Raw genomic sequence first — 16,990 nt, forward strand, 5'->3', positions numbered from 1 at the left:
GGAGTAGTCCGATGTGCAGCCTTCAGCCGATACTTTGAGGCACATCGCCGCTACTTTAAGGCACATCCTCCGGCGCGGACACAAAAAAGCGACGGCACCCTTAACGGATGCCGTCGCCCCATCGGGTCACGAGTCGGGATCAGGCGTGCACACCATCGTCAGCCGTTCCGAAGTTTTCTGCTTCGTTCGGCCGGTCCTTTGCGTGGACCAGTCGCACGTGGGTTTCGATTCGCTTCCCTATGGCTTTGTGATGCATTCAACATACTACTGACGCTTCAGGGATGCAAGGCCCGCTCGGGAGGACCTCACCGCATCGCGCAGCGTCACCAACCCGAGCATCGCCACCGCGGCTGCCACCAGGCCGAGCCCCACCATCAACGCGACTTTTTTCGGCGGATCCAACCGGTCGATCTTCTCGGTCGCACTGACTGGCGAGTAAAAGAACAGAACCGGCCACCCCTGGTCGGCAGCCTCTTTGCTCATCGCGCCGTCGGGGTTGACAACATACGGGTGCCCCACCATGTCCAGGAGCGGAACGTCTGTTTCACTGTCGGAGTAGGCGTAACTCGCGTCAAGATCGTAGCCGCGCAGGCGGGCAACACTGCGCACCCTGTCAGCCTTATCCTGCCCGTAGGCATGAAAGTCCAGTTCGCCGGTGCACACCCCGTCTTTCACCGCGACCTCTGACGCGATGACATCATCAGCTCCAAGCATCCGCGCAATCGGGACCACAAATGGCCGCGCCGCTGATGAGGCGATGACAATTGCACGCCCCTGTGCACGATGCTCAGCCATCAAAGCCACCGCTTCTTCATACACCTTGGGGGCGATGACTTCGGCGAGCGCTTCCTCCACAATGCGTTCGATCTGTTCGGGTCGCCATCCGGCGATCAGCGAGCACAGGTAGGAACGCATGCGCATCATCTGCTCATGATCGGCATCGGCCACGACGTAGAGATAGTGAGTGAAGGCTGCTCGCACCGCATCGGCGCGCTGCATCATGCCTTCCCGGCGCAAAGGCCCACGGAATGCGGTCACGGCATGGGTTGACATGACTGTCTTGTCGAGGTCGAAGATCGCTGCTGCTCTCGAAGTTCCAGATGGGGTCGTGCGCACCGTACCTGTCATGTACTCAGCCTACTGACGTGGGATCAGGCTGTCACCGACGCGCAGGTCTGATGGTCCTCGCGGGCGCTCCGTATGGATGCGTAGCGTTCGCACGGAGAGTACTCGGGGGCGACTCTCGCTAGCTCCGGTTACATACCGGTAACTCCGGTTACATACTCGCTAGCTTCGTTCAGGTACCGGTAACCGCACTGCATAGCCCATCCCAGAAAGCAAGATCAATATGAGGAACGACGCTATATTAGCGCCTTTAGTCGGAACTGGAGAATTCATATTCTCCCCTTCCCCTCATGACGAGTTCCATTGGTTTTAGCGTCATAGCATTTTGGCTAGCTCCTGAAAGTGATAACCGAATTTCTGAACTAGGACACTGATAGCAGGCGGCTGTATCCTGTCGATACGCGGGTCATCGACGCTGATTCTCTCCAGAGAGTAGTCCCCTCGATCATCTCGAGCGAACTCCGATCCCGTTCGGTTATCCCAGTCCATTTTTGTGACGCGTGCGAGAAAGAACGTTTGCGCTGATGGGGATTGGTCGGCCTCGTGTACGTCATATTCAACGTGCACAACAGGCCCTATCACGATGTCGGCGGCTCCGACTTCCTCAAGTGCTTCGCGTCTCGCAGCCATCTCTTCATCCTCGAAAGGATCCAAGCCACCTCCTACGGTGACGAGATACGGCTCGCGCCCAGGCCGACTTCGACCTATGAGAATCAGCGCCCCCTCCTGATCAAACAACAGCAGCCGCGCTGAGTCTCGGGAGCGTAGATGTGGAAATCTATTCGTAAACATTTGCCTTCATAGTCCTACCACGCGGCAGCTAAATAATTAGTATGTGCGATTACCGCATCGATGGCGCTTTATTACCCGCTATCAGAGGTGTCACCACCCCAAAAAAACCGTCTTGCGGACTGATGTGGACTCAAGGGACACCTGTTTATCACCGCGTCCATAGACGTTTTGGCAAACCCCGCCAGCCGTTCATCCACCAGGTGAAGCCGGGCGAGTTCTCCACACAACGCCGCACCCCTGGGGCTTGCCCCAGCCTCCGCCCAGCATGGACGCATGAATCCGCGTCACCTGATACACCCAAACGCCTCTCCCCCATCTGTGCCGTTAATCAACGCTCACGATCCCTCATCCCCACGTTTCACCTGCTCGCTGCTCGGATTTGGCCCTGACGTTGCGATGGCGCTGCACGATCACATCCTGGCTGCCGGAGGGACACTTGGCCCGAGTGAAGAGCAGCTTCAGCTGAAAGGCGGCACGGGCCACCAGGTACCCGCATCATCCGATCTTCTGCTGTGTGCACCCGCTGCGCTCGCCAGTTTAGATCCCGCCCTCACCCCACCGACGATCGTGGTCAGCGATCAGATGCCTGATTCATCGCTGTGGAATCTCGCGCTCGCCCGGGGTGTGCGCCGCGTCATCACGTTTCCTGATCAGTCGCGAGAACTGCTCGCCGAACTACAAGGGATCACGCTATCCTCAGCGCGCCACCGGGCATGCGTGATCGCGGTCAGCGGCGGATGCGGAGGCGCGGGGGCCTCATCCCTGGCAGCCCGCCTGGCTAGTGCTGCCACCAAACAGGACCTCACCACCGTGTTAATTGATGCCGACCCAGAAGGGGGCGGTCTCGATGTGCTGCTAGACCTCGATCCCGACGGGGCTCGGTGGGATGACGTCAACCCTCTCGCCCCAGGCGATGGGGAGGCATTGCGCGCCTCGCTCCCCCTCATTGATGGCTGCGCCGTGCTTGCGGGGCGCCCCTCGACCAGTCTGATTCCCGCGGCTATAACAGCGCTCTCCTCCAGTACCGACGTCCTTGTTCTCGATCTGCCGTGGGCGCTCGTCCCATCTATGACGAGCAATATCGACCGCATCCTCATGGTGGTTCCCGCTCACTTGCACGCTGTCTCAGCAGCAGCCCGTCGACTTTCGCATTTTCCGCTTGCGCACTCGGGGATGGCGTGCGATCTGGCCGTACGCCTAGTTTCCGGAGGCTGGATGGTCGAAGATGTCGAGGATGCTCTGGGGATGAGCGCGGCCCTCACGTTTCGTGATCACCGACCCGGTGTCATACCCATGAGAGATATTCGTCCCGGGCGTCGTGGGGCGGATGCCGCGTGCTCTCGCTATATCCGTCAGCTGATCACCCAAGATCTCGCTGTCACTAACCGCGCAGAACTCTCTCACGACCTCGACAGCCGCCCCGCCGGGGTTTCACGATGACCAGCCACCGCCGGCGGCAGAGCCATGTTCCTTCTCGCTCAGCGTCCCCGCTGTCGCATCACCCGATACCAGGGATCAAAGCCGCCGCATCGCGCACTGACGCCACCACCTACGACGAACACGAACACGAACGATTAGAGCAGATCAGTCGGCAACTCATCTCGGCCGTGCGCGATGACCTCATCGCTGAACCCGGGTCATTGGATGCCGCACGTGTCGCACGCTGCACCCAAGCCAGCGGACTGGTATTAGGAGCACACGACCTGGTCCGAGTCACCGCATCGGTGCGTGACCATGTCCACGGGCTCGGCCCCTTGCGCCCCTTCGCCCAGCCCGGGGTCACCGATATCTTGGTGACCGCAGATGGACGAGTCTGGGTAGACAGCGCAAAGACCAACGGCTTAGAACAAACATCGACGGTTCTCAGCAGCGAAGAATGCAGGGACACAGCCGTGCGCTTAGCGACCGCTGCTGGTCGCCGACTCGATGACGCGATGCCCTGGGTCGACGCGCATTTACACGATGGCACCCGTCTGCATGCAGTCCTTCCACCGGTAGCCATCGGCGGGACCGTCATTTCACTGCGTCGCCCTTCATCACATCGCCCCACCCTGGCCGACCTCGAACACAGTGGATCCCTTAGCGCCACAGCCCGCCATATCCTCACCGCATTGATCGAGCGCAAGCTGAGCTTCCTCATCAGCGGGGGCACGGGCAGCGGCAAAACCACCTTATTAGGCGCCATGCTCTCCTCCGTTCCCGAACACGAACGGGTTCTCATCGTCGAAGACGCCACAGAACTGCGCCCTGTTCACCCCCACGTCGTCCACCTGCAATCACGACACGCTAACAGTGAAGGAACAGGGCAGATAGGTCTGGACACCCTAGTCCGACAATGTCTGAGAATGCGGCCCGACCGCATCGTCGTCGGCGAATGCCGAGGTGCGGAGATTCGCGAGCTTCTTCTCGCACTGAACACCGGGCACGACGGCGGGTGCAGCACTCTCCATGCCAACAATGCCTACGACGTCCCGGCGCGGCTCGAAGCCCTCGGAGCGCTGGGCGGGCTCGATAGATCAGCCCTCGCGGCGCAGGCCATGAGCGCGCTCGATGTCATTCTGCATATCGAACGGCGAGGAAACCAACGAAAACTCACCCAGATCGCCACGCTGGCCCGAGGAACCGACGGATTTCTCACCACCGATGACGTCGCACGATTTTCACCCGCCGGAGACCTCATACCCGGACCCGCCTGGTCACAGCTCGCCACACGCCTGGAAGGCACCCCATTTGCCAGCTCACCTGCGACATCCCGTGCAGCTGAGCCCAGCGCTGCACCCCGTATCTCGGCGCCAACTCTCATCGACCAGGCCACCTATTTGCCATCGCAGCAGCCAATAGGACGCACCGCCCGACACAAAATGGACATATCATGACTCTATTCGACGCCTTGTTGATAGGGGTCCCCGCACTGCTGGCCATCCTCATGCTGCGTTCAACTCGGCCAAGGCCCGCGGACCGAAAACCCAACCCCACACAGCGCTCCGCTCCCATCCCTAAACGCCCCGTAGAAACGGGAGCTCTTGCTCAACTCGCCGAAGCACTAGCGGCCATGTTGAACGCCGGTCTCGGCCCTGCTCAGGCATGGCAGGTGTTAGCTGAGGAACTCACTGACCCCCGACTGACCTACCTCGCTCGCGCAGCGGCATCGTCCCTCGACCCCCAAAACGTCGTGGCACACGCACAGCTCGGTTCCCCCGGGCGAGCTTTGGCCGCAAGCCTCACACTCTCCCATCACTGCGGGGTCGGGCTTGCTCCTCTGCTGCGTGAGCTTGCCTCAACACTGCGCGACCTCGACGACGCCGACCGGGCCCGGCGCACCGCACTCGCAGGTCCACGCGCCACGGCCCGGCTCCTGCTCGCACTCCCCTGGGCCGCGCTCGGGATCGGAGCCGTGCTCGGCGGGAACCCCATCACCGTCTTGTTGAGCACGCCGCTCGGTCTGATCTGCCTGACTATTGGCACCGTGCTCAGCATTGCCGGGTGGTGGTGGATGCGACGTTTAGTCGATGCCGCTCGCATAGAAGAGCCGCATCGCCGCGGGGAGCGCAAGAGCTCATGAACCTTCACCTCACCCTGTTCCTGATCGGCATGTGCGCATGTGCCGCCACACTGGCGCTAATACCCAATCGGTACCAGAAGCCACCCCGCAGACTCGGCGAGTATGTATCCCACCTAGACGACACCGTCACTGCCGGCGACCCCAACCATAAACGTCACCCCGTACCACTCTCGCGAAATCGCATCGTCAGCCGTTGGATAGGAAGATCTCGGCAACAAACTGGGGTCGCACCCTGTCTCATCCTGACTCTCATAGTGGCCTGTCTACGGGCCGGAGCCCCTTTGGCTAAAGCCCTGCGCGACGTATCCATGGCTCTCGGCAGCGATCCATCCGCGTCTGTGCTCCACCAAGCCGCCGAGGCGCTGTCTTTAGGAACCTCGGGGCACACCTCCCTTAGCGCGCTTCCGCTGGGGCTTCATCCACTTCGCGATGCGGCGGTGCTCTCCGAACGCACCGGCGCAGACCTCGCAGATCTCCTCACAGCAGCCGCTCACGATGACCGACGCAGCCGAGCCCGACGCGCCGAGGCCCGCGCAGCAACCCTCGCGGTCCGCCTGGTTTTACCGACCGGGCTGTGCATTCTGCCAGCGTTCGTCGTCCTTGGCATCGTGCCCACGGTCTACTCGCTTCTCACCGCTCCCGGGCTACTCAGCCCCTAAAACCTCCGGGAATGCCCCGGACGATGACCCACACGGTCATCCCACACCGAAAACACCATAAAGAAAGGTCAGATATGTCAACTACCAGCACCATTGTCAAAACCGCACCAGCTAGTACCGCATCAAACGGCGTCACTACCCCGGAGCTTGATCGGCTCACGCCCACCACCCGGCCCCGGATTGATCTCGAACGAGGCGCAGCGACCGCCGAATACGCCATAGCCACCTTGGCAGCCTGCGGATTCGCAGCTGTCCTAGTCGGACTGCTGGCCTCTGGTGAAGTGCGCGAACTTCTCTTTGGAATTATCCGCTCTGCCCTCGGCATGGGATCGTGATCGAGAGCATCGTGGACACAGGTAACGCCTCTGGGCGCGGTGATGACATAGTGCCACCACCGCACTACCAGCCCAGGGGCGTTTGCCTCCGCGCCACAATTCAAGAAAACATCTCTCGGACCGAACGCGGATCGGCAACAGCTGAAACCGCCATCGTGCTTCCCGTCGTCATCCTGTTTGTGTTCGTCCTCGCGATCCTCGGCGTTGGCATCGCTTCGCAGCTCACGACCCTCGAAGCAGCGCGCGCAACGACCCGTGAATTAGTGCGCGGATCACCCCAGGAGAAAGCGATAGCTGTTGCCCACAGGATCGCCGGCCAGAAAGCAGATATCGCTATCACCCGCGACGGCGACTTCGTCCAGGTGAGAGTAAGGCGACCACTAGAAATCCCTCTGGACGGCCCTATTGCCTGGCCAGAGATGACGCTCACCGGCACCGCAACCGGTCATCTTGAACCACACCTCCTACCTGACAGCAGCAACCCCACACCAGAAGACAGCTCATGACTTATCCAAAGCACCGTCGCGACCGAGGATCCGCACCCGCCGGAGTCCTCGCTTTCACCTCAATGTTCCTCCTGATCGTCTGGGGCATTGGCCTGTTGGGCGTCGGGTTAAGCCTGCGCGTCCGCGTCGACGGCGCCGCTGACCTCGCCGCATTAGCAGCAGCAGATCACCTCGCAGGGCACAGCCTGGCTGGGACGCCCGACCAGTCAGACTCGCAACCGTGCGCCCTGGCCGAGGCTGTGGCAGCAAAGCACCACGTGCAGCTCACTTCATGCATCCTGAACGGCCCCGAGGCGATCGTCTCTGTCAGCGCATCAGCTCCGTTACTGGGAACCATGACTGGGCAGGCACGCGCAGGTCCCGAGGATTCACATATCTCGGGTGCACCGTTATCAGTAACCACACCATCGCTCGCACTGGCCTTACACCCGGCACCCATCGCGGTATGGGAAAGCTTGGAACCAGCAATCATCGCCGCGACCTCGCTGTAGGTCTGCACGGTGCCCGCACAGTCAACGCCAACAAAGTGATCATATTCAATGATCGTTTAGATATTTACCATGATCATCCGCCACGGATTGATAGCCCAAAGCACTCACTCGGCACCGCCACACATCCGCGGCGCACGCGCTTAACCGCCGCTAAATCACACTGACAGGACAGGAATACACATGAACCAGCTGCTGCTTATTGATTACGCCGAGGTTCTCTCCAAGCCTTTTAGCGATGACTCCATGACGAGCCTTGCCCGCCAGCTACACATGGACGTCAGCGAGTTCAAAGAACGCTATTGGGAGTACCGCGCCCCCTATGACCGGGGACAATCAGACCGTGATTATTGGGAGACCGTGGCCGGGCGAGAACTCGATGACGATACCCTCGCCACACTGATCAAAATCGATGTCGACGGATGGACAGACCTCGATCCCAGAGCCGAAGGCTGGTTATCGGATCTCAACGCGGCGGGAAGCAGGCCGTGGCTCCTATCAAATGCACCGCATCCTCTAGCCGACGCCGTTGAGCTTCTACCCCTTACCTCATCATTTGCTGGATTGCTCTTTAGCTGCCGAATCGGCGAGGCAAAACCCTCCGCTCAATGTTTCTCTGTGGCGCTCAAGGCCATGGGGGCAACACCGGAGTGCGTCACGTTCATTGATGACCGTCAGACAAATATCGAAGCCGCTGCGAGGCTTGGGCTAAACACCTATCTATTTACCGGGAACTACCCCCAACCGGATCACGTGCTCCACCCCAATCGCGCACAGAACATCTGATACTCAGCGCTCAACCAACGCCTCTAACAGCACAACCGCCCCCTGTTTAGAGAGCGGTTCGTTACCATTGCCGCACTTCGGAGACACGATGCAGGCGGGACACCCGGCACGGCACGGGCACGTACGCACCAGGTCGAGCGTGGCATCCAGCCATGCCCTCGCCCGGGCAAAACCCTGATCGGCAAACCCAGCCCCACCTGGCGCGCCGTCATGCACAAAAACCGTGGCATGACCTGTGTCTTCATGCAGCGCCGTTGATACCCCTCCGATATCCCAGCGATCACAGGTTGCAAGCAGGGGTAACAGTGAGATGGCCGCATGTTCGGCGGCATGCAACGCACCCGGTAAGTCCGCCGGAGCAATACCCGTGCGTTGGATCAGGTCCGGTGGGATCACCCACCACACGGCCCGGGTTGTCAACGATCGAGGCGGCAAATCCAGAGGATATTCGGCTAAAACAGCCCGCGTAAAAATATCCCGCACCTGATAGCTCGTGACCTGATCGGTGACATCAACCATCCCGCGACATAAGCGCACACCACTGTCCCACCGCGTATCCTCGTCCGTTGACCGGATGCGCAGTGAGGAAATCGATTGGGCATGCGTTGAGATCAGCGGGTCTTCTCGACGCACAAAGGCCACCGCGTCCTCAACATCAAGCCGATCAACAACAAACGTCTGCCCCTGATGCAAATAAACAGCCCCGTCATGAACCTGCTGGTGAGCGGCCGCCGCATCCACGGTTCCCAGTAGCGCTCCAGAAGATGTCTCGACGATGCGAACCGGCTCACCCCCGCTTCCCCGCAAGTCGGCGAGATCGTGAGCTGAGGATGGATGCGTCCAGTACCACCCGGTCGTCCGCCGTCGAAGAGCTCCCCGGCGCACGAGAACAGCCAGCAGATCAGCAGCGCTTGGCCCGAAAATCTCCAGATCCTCATCGCGCAGCGGATGCTCCGCGGCAGCCGCACACAAATGCGGTGACAGTACAAACGGGTTGTGCGGATCGAACACAGTCGCCTCAACCTCAGCCCCGAACACGGTGTCCGGATGATTGACCACATAGATGTCCAAAGGGTCCTCGCGGGCGATGAAAATCGCCAAGGCGGGCTGCTGGTGCGAGCGTCCTGTCCGTCCGATCTGCTGCCACAGTGATGCTCTAGTTCCGGGCCATCCGGTGACCAGCACCGCGTCCAAACCGGAGACATCAATACCAAGTTCCAACGCGTTCGTCGACGCCAGACCGAGCAGCTGTCCACTCCGAAGAGCTTTTTCCAGGTCACGGCGTTCCTGTGCGAGGAAACCTCCGCGATAGGCCGCGATTCGCCGGGCCCGATCAGCGATCTCTGGCCGATAGGTGTCCTCAGCTTGCTGGTCGAGCAGTCGGCGTGCGGAACGCGCCACCAGTTCGACGCCGCGCCGTGATCGCACGAAAGCCAACGTCCTGACTCCATGGCCCGCTAAGTCAGCGAGGAGTGCGGAGGCCTCAATAGTCGCTGATCGCCTCAGGGGTTCCACATCGGGGCCGGCGTGAGAGCCCTCATCAGAATCGACGCCACAACCAGCGTCGGGGTCCACACCACAACCAGAATCGACACCACAACCAGTGTCAGGATCGGTATCACAGCCGTCGTCAAGACCGGTATCAGAACCGTCATCAGGATTAATGTCAGGGCAGATACCCTGGCCAACTCGGCCTCGTGCTGCCCGAGACATCTCGGGACCGCTATCACTTCCCGGTTCCCACAGGGCGATGGTCACAGGAGCTCTGGGGGAACCATCGTCCTGCACTGCATGAACGGGTTGCCCCACAAGTCTCGACGCCGACAGATCGGGATGCGCTGTGGTTGCTGAGGCCAGAATCATCGTGGGCTGAGCACCATATAACCCTGCCAAACGACGCAGCCGCCGCATCACCATCGCGACGTGCGCACCAAACACGCCCCTATATGCGTGGCACTCGTCGATCACAACGTATTTCAGTGCTCTAAGGAAGGCCGTCCACTGCTCGTGACCGGGGAGCATGCCGTAGTGCAGCATGTCGGGGTTACTCAACACCAGATTTGCATGGCGTCGTATCCAGCGGCGTTCCTCGGATGGGGTGTCACCATCAAAGACAGCGGCCCTCACCTCACGCAAATCTGCCTCACGGCACAACGCCTCTAGGCCATGCAGCTGGTCGGAAGCGAGTGCCTTCGTAGGGGCAAGGTAGAGAGCCGTTGCTCGGTTAGCGGATGCGTCGTGCGTGCGCGCGGTGATAGCGCTGAGAACTGGCAGTTGGTAGGCGAGCGATTTACCCGATGCTGTAGAGGTCGCGATCACCACATGGCGACCCTCCTGCGCGCACCGTATCGCTTCGACCTGATGCGACCATAGGCGGTCAATTCCCCGTTGAGCCAGCGCCTCAACCAGCCGAGGGTCGATGCCAGGTGGGATATCGGCGTAACGGGCAGGTCGGGAGGCAAGGCGTTCCACGTGTCGCAGACACCCCAATCGACTGGCGGGTGCACTCAGCATTGCAAGCAGCCGGTCAGCATCCATCGAAGCACCCTCCCTCCTTGTCCCTACATTCTCTCTGTCCCTACATTTCGGCGACTTTCTGCGCTGTGAGAACGCGGCAGAGCCCTAAGAGCCCAGAGCCCAGAGCCCAGAGCCCAGAGCCCAGAGCCCAGAGCCCAGAGCCCAGAAGAACCGTCCCACAGGTCGCGCCGCACCTACGCATCGCAAAGCACCCCGCGCCTAGCCATCGCCGAGATCCCCGACGCCTATCCGCCCGAATCATCCGATCTTGGCCGGTCGGTTTTCGCGCTAGGTCAGCGACCCAGGCACAATCGTAGGCATGATCTCGCCTCCCCCACCCCAGATACCCGCCGGGCCACAGGGCCAACGGCTGTTGCGCGCCCTGCGCGAGGATCTGGAGTCCGCGGGCTACGGCGTCAGCGCCGTGAGAGAGACACTTGGACCGGTGGCCCACGATGCGCTGTCGCGGGAAAACCCCGTCCCGGCGCGTCGGCTCTTGGCGGCCCACTCTCGAGCTGGGCAGAGCTTTCCCGCGCTCGAGCTACTGAATCTTTTTACCCTGGGCGGTGTAATGGGCGGCGAGCGCATCTCTCATCTCCTGCCCCGCCTGGGACTGTGCGGCGCCATGGATCTCGGCTTGATCACACCGGTTTCCGATGATGACCTCCGCGAGGACGCGACACACCCCGTATGTCCAGACGCCGATCTTCAAGGCTCAGATTCCTGCACCTGCGATGATGCGCGCCGTGTTCCCGACACCAACTCTGTGGGCGAGACTTCTTTACACGCCGCACCTTCCCGCACGACCTCCTCACACGTCATCCCTTCCCGCGTCGCCTTTTTCCGCGCGACAGTTGATCTACGCCCGTATGAAGCGGAAGACGAACTGGGGCAGATCCTCTGGTGGATCACCTCGGATCTGTCTGAGCTTGCGACCGGCCGTGAACTCGCACCTGATCATGTCTTGGGAGTCGGCGGCGCCTCCACCACACTGGCAAGGATCACGCCCCGACCCCAGGTCAAGGCCACCTGGGATCTTGGCTGCGGATGCGGCATCCAGGCTTTGCATGCGGCACGCCATAGCGAACGGGTCGTGGCGACAGATCTATCACCCCGGGCCATAGCCTTTGCACGGTTTAATGCCGAACTGAACGGCGTGGCCTTGGATCTGCGGGTTGGCTCACTGTTTGAGCCGGTGGACGGCGAACGTTTCGATCTGATCGTCTCCAATCCTCCGTTCGTGATTACGCCTCGCGTTGCGAGCACCAACCCCGACCAGTCAGCCAGCACCAGCGAGACGCCTGCCCTAGATTATGCGGACCACGAACGCACCTTGACCTACCGGGACGGTGGCCGCAGCGGTGACCGACTGCTCGCTGAGGTCACATCAGGGCTCGGTGATCATCTGAACCCCGGTGGAATAGCGGTCATGCTCGGGAACTGGGAAATACCTTCCGACACCTCATGGGACACCCATCCGAGGGCCTGGGCTGCGGCTTCTGGTCTGAATACCTGGGTGATTCAGCGAGATGTCGAGGATCCAGCTCGGTACGCCGAAACGTGGACCCGAGACGGCGGGATCCGGCCTGGCGATCCTCGCTACGCACCCATGATTTCGCGGTGGCTAGATGATTTCGACACTCGACACGTGCACGGCGTGGGTTTTGGCTATTTGCTGTTTTCTCGGCCGGAGGATAGCTCGCCGCCTACCGTGCGCACCGAGGATATTCGGCGCCCTCTGCCCTCCCCGTTGGGACCGCGCTTGCTGGCGATCTTGCGTCGTGAAGCCAAGCTTTTGCGGCTGACTAACCAGGAGCTGTGCACTGTTCACCTTGTGCATGCCACGGATGTGATTGAGCGACGCCATCTCACTCCGGGCAGCGCGGATCCGCTGCTGATTGAGTTGGTTCAAGGTGATGGGCTGGCCGCTACCTACGCGGTGCCGTGGACTCTTGCCGCTGTGTTTGGTGCGTTGGACGGCGCGCTCACCCTGGGTCAGGTGGTTGCCGCGGTGGCTGCTTTGACGGAAACGGATCATGGCGAGCTATTAGAGGATCTTCTGCCGCGGGTGCGCGAGCTCATCCGCGATGGTCTTCTGCTCATGCCCGACTCCTTACCGCTGGCACCAGGAGACATCTCGCAGTCGTCCGCGGAGGCCTCGCCATCTCCGACACAGGTCTCGCCATCGTTAGCAGACGCGTCATACCCCGTTACAGACACCCCGCAGTCACCCACAGCAGACACTTCGCCAACACCCACAGCAGACGCCTCGCTATCACCCGCAGATGAGCAGTCAGCTTCGAGCCATAGGACGCATTTGTGAAAGGCCGCATAGCGACAGGCTGGGGCAGTTTCGCGTTGTGTTTAGCCTGTCTTGTCGGGGTCAGTCTGCTCGCCGGCACCTCTATAGATACTGCGGGTGGGCAGCGCTTGGACCAGCTGGTTTTGAGCGGCGCTCGGGGAGATGACGGGCTGATTAGCCGGATCGTCTTCCCGGTCCTGAACACGGTGTCCATCCCCTTTATTCTGGTTGCGCTTGTGGTCACCGTGCTCGTGGCTTTGCTGCGGCGTCGATACGGCTTGGCCTGGTCGATGTTGGTGCTGGTGCTCGGGTCCAATGCGACCACGCAGGTGCTGAAGAAAATCGTGATTGAACGCCCCCATTTGGTGGCTGGAATAGATGTCACGCCGAACTCTTTTCCGTCGGGGCACACGACGGTTGCGGCGAGTGTCGCCATTGCCTTTGCGGTGGTTGCGCCGACCACATTGCGGCCCTTGGTGAGCATTCTCGGGGCGTTCTTTACGATTTTGACAGGAATTGGCACCATGACCGGGGGCTGGCATCGGCCCAGTGATGTGGTGGGGGCATTTTTGGTGGTCGCGGCGTGGACGTTCGGTTTCTTGGCGTCGGAGGCTTTGATGGCGTGGCAGCAACCCCCTCAGCAACCCCCTCATGAACGTGTTCAGGCACGCCAAGGCTGCTACCCGCGCACGCGAAACCGCAAGATCCACCAGTGTCGCCGGACCCACCAGCGCCACCCAGAGTCACCTCAGTCCTCCCCAGCAGACAGCTGCCGGAGCATAAGTCGGGGGCACCTGCACGTGGAGCGGTGGATGCGCACTAATGCATGGCTGCTGAGGGGACTCGCCGCCGTCGGGGCAGTATCTCTAGCCAGTGGCGTAGCGCTGATTGGGGCACTTCCGCAGTCGCTTCCGTTGAATGATGTGGCCGTGCAATCACGTGCCTACCTCGGGGCTTGTGCAGGGATCTGCGGACTGTGGTGCCTCACCATGTGGGCCACGACACGCCTGCGAAAGATCCTCGATCCCCCGCCGTCCCAGACAATTGTGTTGCGCCACCGTGTACCGTGATCGTGTCATGCGCGGGAGATATCTCTCGCACCCCGGAGAAAGGCCTGAACTTGTCCACCGGTCGCCATCTCGTCATCGTCGAATCGCCCGCTAAGGCGCAAACCATCGGGAAGTACCTCGGTGACGAGTACATCGTCGAGGCTTCCGTCGGCCATATCCGCGATCTTCCTCAGCCCTCCGAATTACCTGCCGACATGAAGAAGGGGCCTTACGGTAAGTTCGCTGTCGATGTGGACAACGACTTCACGCCGTATTACGTCGTTGACTCGGATAAGAAGAAAAAAGTCGCCGAGCTGAAGAAGGCCCTCAAGGACGCTGACGCCCTGTATCTGGCCACAGACGAGGACCGCGAGGGTGAGGCCATCGCCTGGCACCTGCTGGAGACGCTGAAGCCGAAGAAGGGTCTCCCGGTGCACCGCATGGTGTTCCACGAAATCACCAAAGAAGCTATTCAACGGGCGGTGCATAACACCCGGCAGCTGGACGAACGCCTGGTTGATGCGCAGGAAACTCGCCGTATCCTTGACCGCTTGTATGGCTATGAGGTCTCCCCTGTGCTGTGGCGCAAGGTGAAACAGGGACTGTCGGCGGGTCGTGTCCAATCGGTGGCGACGCGTCTGGTGGTTGAGCGTGAACGCGAGCGCATGGCGTTTGTTCCCGCAGATTACTGGGATCTGATTGGCACCTTCGTGCCGGCCTCCGAGGCTGCAAACCCGGGGGCGGCTTTTAAGGCTCGTCTGCAATCGGTTGACGGTCAACGGGTAGCGACTGGACGCGATTTCCGTGATGACGGCACGGTCAAAACCAAGGGAGTGACCGTGCTGACCGAGGAGGCCGCACGCAATCTCGTCAGCGCGGTACAGGGAGCCCCGGCCACCGTCACGTCGGTGGAGTCCAAACCGTACACCCGCAGGCCTGCCGCTCCGTTTACCACCTCCTCCCTTCAGCAGGAGGCCTCGCGCAAGCTGCGTCTGAGCGCACGGCAGACGATGCGTATCGCGCAGACGCTGTATGAAAACGGTTACATCACCTATATGAGGACCGACTCGGTCACGTTGTCGGGCCAGGCCATTGCGGCGGCCCGGCGCCAGGCGACCGAGATGTACGGTGCTGAGTTCGTGCCGGATTCTCCGCGGGTCTACAAGGGCAAGGCACAAAACGCGCAGGAGGCGCACGAGGCGATCCGTCCGGCTGGTGATTCATTCCGCAGCCCGGCCGATGTGGCTCGTCAGTTAAGTGGGGACGCGTTCCGTCTGTATGACCTGATCTGGAAGCGCACGGTCGCTTCGCAGATGTCCGACGCGAAAGGATCGACCTCCACGGTCCGTCTCGATGTGACTGGGCAGGGTAAGACGGCGACGTTCAGCGCGTCCGGAACCGTCATTACTTTCCGCGGGTTCCTCGCCGCATACGAAGAGGGACGTGACCTTACTCGGTACGGCGATGAGGATGAGCAGGGAGATAAACGTCTGCCGCGGCTCAGTGAAGGTCAGCAGGCTGACGTTACTGCGCTGGAGGCCGACGGCCATGTGACCTCACCACCCCCTCGCTACACCGAAGCGTCTCTAGTCAGGGCTTTAGAAGAGCGCGGCATTGGCCGTCCGTCCACGTATGCGGCCACGATTTCGGTCATCCAGGATCGCGGCTATGTGCTGCATCGCGGCAATGCACTGGTTCCGAGCTGGCTCGCATTTTCGGTGGTTCGTCTGTTGGAGGAGCACTTCGACAATCTGGTGGACTACGACTTCACCGCGCAGATGGAAGCTGATCTGGATGAGATTGCGGCCGGGCGTATGCAGCGCCCCGCGTGGCTGCGGAGTTTCTATTTTGGTGATGGCGATGCGCTCGAGGGTCTGAAGAATGTGGTCGAAAACCTCGGTGACATTGATGCCCGCGAAATTAATTCGATTCCGATTGGTGAGGGCATTACTTTGCGGGTGGGCCGCTATGGCGCTTATGTGGAGCGGGCAACCTCTGAGGGCGCCGATCCTGTGCGTGCATCGGTTCCGGACGATATTGCCCCCGATGAGCTCACGGTGACCCTTGCTGAGGAGCTGCTGTCCCGCCAGAAGGACGATGGGCGTGTGCTCGGGGTTGATCCTGTGAGCGGCCACGACATCATTGCTAAGGATGGCCGTTACGGTCCGTACGTCACCGAGGTTCTGCCCGACACCGAGTCGGAGGCCGAGTCGGCTCCGAAGTCCAAGACGAAGAAAGCCGCAAAGCCAAAGCCACGCACAGCCTCACTGTTTAAGAGCATGAGCCTTGCCACCGTGTCGCTGGAGGAGGCTCTGGCTTTGCTGTCGCTTCCCAGGGTCGTTGGTGTGGATACCGACGGCACGGAGATTACCGCCCAAAATGGCCGCTTCGGCCCTTACCTCAAAAAGGGCACGGATTCGCGCACCATTGATTCGGAGGAGAAGCTTCTCACGATCACGTTGGATGAGGCTCAGGCTATTTTTGCTCAGCCGAAGACTCGCGCCCGGAGCGCCGCGAAACCTCCGTTGAAAGAGCTTGGCGTGGATCCCACGAGCGAGAAACCCATTGTGGTTAAAGATGGACGATTCGGTCCGTACATCACGGATGGGACCACCAATGTGACCCTGCGCAAGGATGACGTGCTGGAGGAGCTCACGCACGAGGTGGCGGTGGAGCGGTTAGCGGAGAAACGGGCGAAGGGTCCGGCGAAAAAGCGCACGACGAAGACTACTAAGTCCGCTAAAACCGCTAAGGCCACGAAAACCACTAAGGCGAGTGCGAGCACTGCTAAAGGCTCGTCATCGAAGGCGACGAAGTCTGCTGCGTCGAAAGCTAAAACAGCGACATCGTAAACAGTTCTACATCGTCG

At 60.9% G+C, this 16,990-nt stretch carries 14 protein-coding genes; 11 read left to right on the forward strand and 3 right to left on the reverse strand.

Going from position 1 to position 16,990, the window contains the following annotated elements:
- Positions 1 to 264: 264 nt before the first annotated feature.
- On the reverse strand, positions 265 to 1,128 hold the full coding sequence (locus tag BN1724_RS05680) for an HAD family hydrolase (RefSeq protein WP_084252794.1): 864 nt from the start codon (positions 1,126 to 1,128) through the stop codon (positions 265 to 267).
- Between the two features lie 312 nt (positions 1,129 to 1,440).
- Positions 1,441 to 1,917, reverse strand: a complete 477-nt coding sequence (locus BN1724_RS05685; protein WP_058234582.1) for an NUDIX domain-containing protein — start codon at positions 1,915 to 1,917, stop codon at positions 1,441 to 1,443.
- A gap of 273 nt (positions 1,918 to 2,190) precedes the next feature.
- Between BN1724_RS05685 and ssd the strand changes: the two genes are divergently transcribed.
- The 8 genes from ssd to BN1724_RS05725 all read left to right on the forward strand — a co-directional run bounded on the left by ssd (position 2,191) and on the right by BN1724_RS05725 (position 8,253).
- Positions 2,191 to 3,357 (forward strand): septum site-determining protein Ssd, encoded by a 1,167-nt coding sequence (gene ssd, locus BN1724_RS05690; protein ID WP_058234583.1) that lies wholly within the window; start codon positions 2,191 to 2,193, stop codon positions 3,355 to 3,357.
- Positions 3,354 to 4,793, forward strand: a complete 1,440-nt coding sequence (locus BN1724_RS05695; protein WP_084252795.1) for a TadA family conjugal transfer-associated ATPase — start codon at positions 3,354 to 3,356, stop codon at positions 4,791 to 4,793. The genes ssd and BN1724_RS05695 overlap by 4 nt, the downstream gene beginning before the upstream one ends.
- Positions 4,790 to 5,479 carry a type II secretion system F family protein gene (locus BN1724_RS05700; protein WP_058234584.1) on the forward strand — a complete coding sequence of 230 codons (690 nt, stop codon included), beginning with the start codon at positions 4,790 to 4,792 and terminating at the stop codon, positions 5,477 to 5,479. Before BN1724_RS05695 ends, BN1724_RS05700 begins: the two co-directional genes overlap by 4 nt.
- Positions 5,480 to 5,733: 254 nt before the next feature.
- The gene (locus BN1724_RS13075; RefSeq protein ID WP_172797086.1) at positions 5,734 to 6,138 is read left to right on the forward strand and encodes a type II secretion system F family protein; all 405 of its coding nucleotides are present in this window, start codon (positions 5,734 to 5,736) and stop codon (positions 6,136 to 6,138) included.
- Positions 6,139 to 6,212: 74 nt separating this feature from the next.
- The gene (locus BN1724_RS05710; protein WP_058234586.1) at positions 6,213 to 6,473 is read left to right on the forward strand and encodes a DUF4244 domain-containing protein; all 261 of its coding nucleotides are present in this window, start codon (positions 6,213 to 6,215) and stop codon (positions 6,471 to 6,473) included.
- Positions 6,470 to 6,979: a TadE family protein gene (locus tag BN1724_RS05715; protein ID WP_058234587.1), complete on the forward strand. Its 510-nt coding sequence runs from the start codon at positions 6,470 to 6,472 to the stop codon at positions 6,977 to 6,979. The genes BN1724_RS05710 and BN1724_RS05715 overlap by 4 nt, the downstream gene beginning before the upstream one ends.
- Positions 6,976 to 7,470, forward strand: a complete 495-nt coding sequence (locus BN1724_RS05720; protein ID WP_058234588.1) for an Rv3654c family TadE-like protein — start codon at positions 6,976 to 6,978, stop codon at positions 7,468 to 7,470. Before BN1724_RS05715 ends, BN1724_RS05720 begins: the two co-directional genes overlap by 4 nt.
- A gap of 180 nt (positions 7,471 to 7,650) precedes the next feature.
- Positions 7,651 to 8,253: an HAD-IA family hydrolase gene (locus tag BN1724_RS05725; RefSeq protein ID WP_058234589.1), complete on the forward strand. Its 603-nt coding sequence runs from the start codon at positions 7,651 to 7,653 to the stop codon at positions 8,251 to 8,253.
- Positions 8,254 to 8,256: 3 nt separating this feature from the next.
- Here the strand turns inward: BN1724_RS05725 and BN1724_RS05730 are convergent, their stop codons facing one another.
- A complete protein-coding gene (locus BN1724_RS05730; RefSeq protein WP_058234590.1) occupies positions 8,257 to 10,791 on the reverse strand; it encodes a DEAD/DEAH box helicase in 2,535 nt (844 codons plus the stop codon).
- Between the two features lie 298 nt (positions 10,792 to 11,089).
- Between BN1724_RS05730 and BN1724_RS05735 the strand changes: the two genes are divergently transcribed.
- The 3 genes from BN1724_RS05735 to topA are packed head-to-tail and all read left to right on the forward strand — an operon-like array spanning position 11,090 to position 16,973.
- The gene (locus tag BN1724_RS05735; RefSeq protein ID WP_084252798.1) at positions 11,090 to 13,093 is read left to right on the forward strand and encodes a DUF7059 domain-containing protein; all 2,004 of its coding nucleotides are present in this window, start codon (positions 11,090 to 11,092) and stop codon (positions 13,091 to 13,093) included.
- Positions 13,090 to 14,142, forward strand: a complete 1,053-nt coding sequence (locus tag BN1724_RS05740) for a phosphatase PAP2 family protein (protein ID WP_058234591.1) — start codon at positions 13,090 to 13,092, stop codon at positions 14,140 to 14,142. Before BN1724_RS05735 ends, BN1724_RS05740 begins: the two co-directional genes overlap by 4 nt.
- 50 nt (positions 14,143 to 14,192) lie before the next feature.
- Positions 14,193 to 16,973, forward strand: a complete 2,781-nt coding sequence (topA, locus tag BN1724_RS05745; protein ID WP_058235798.1) for a type I DNA topoisomerase — start codon at positions 14,193 to 14,195, stop codon at positions 16,971 to 16,973.
- Positions 16,974 to 16,990: the final 17 nt, after the last annotated feature.

The sequence above is a fragment of the Devriesea agamarum genome (assembly GCF_900070355.1).
GTDB classification, from domain to species: Bacteria; Actinomycetota; Actinomycetes; order Actinomycetales; family Dermabacteraceae; genus Devriesea; species Devriesea agamarum.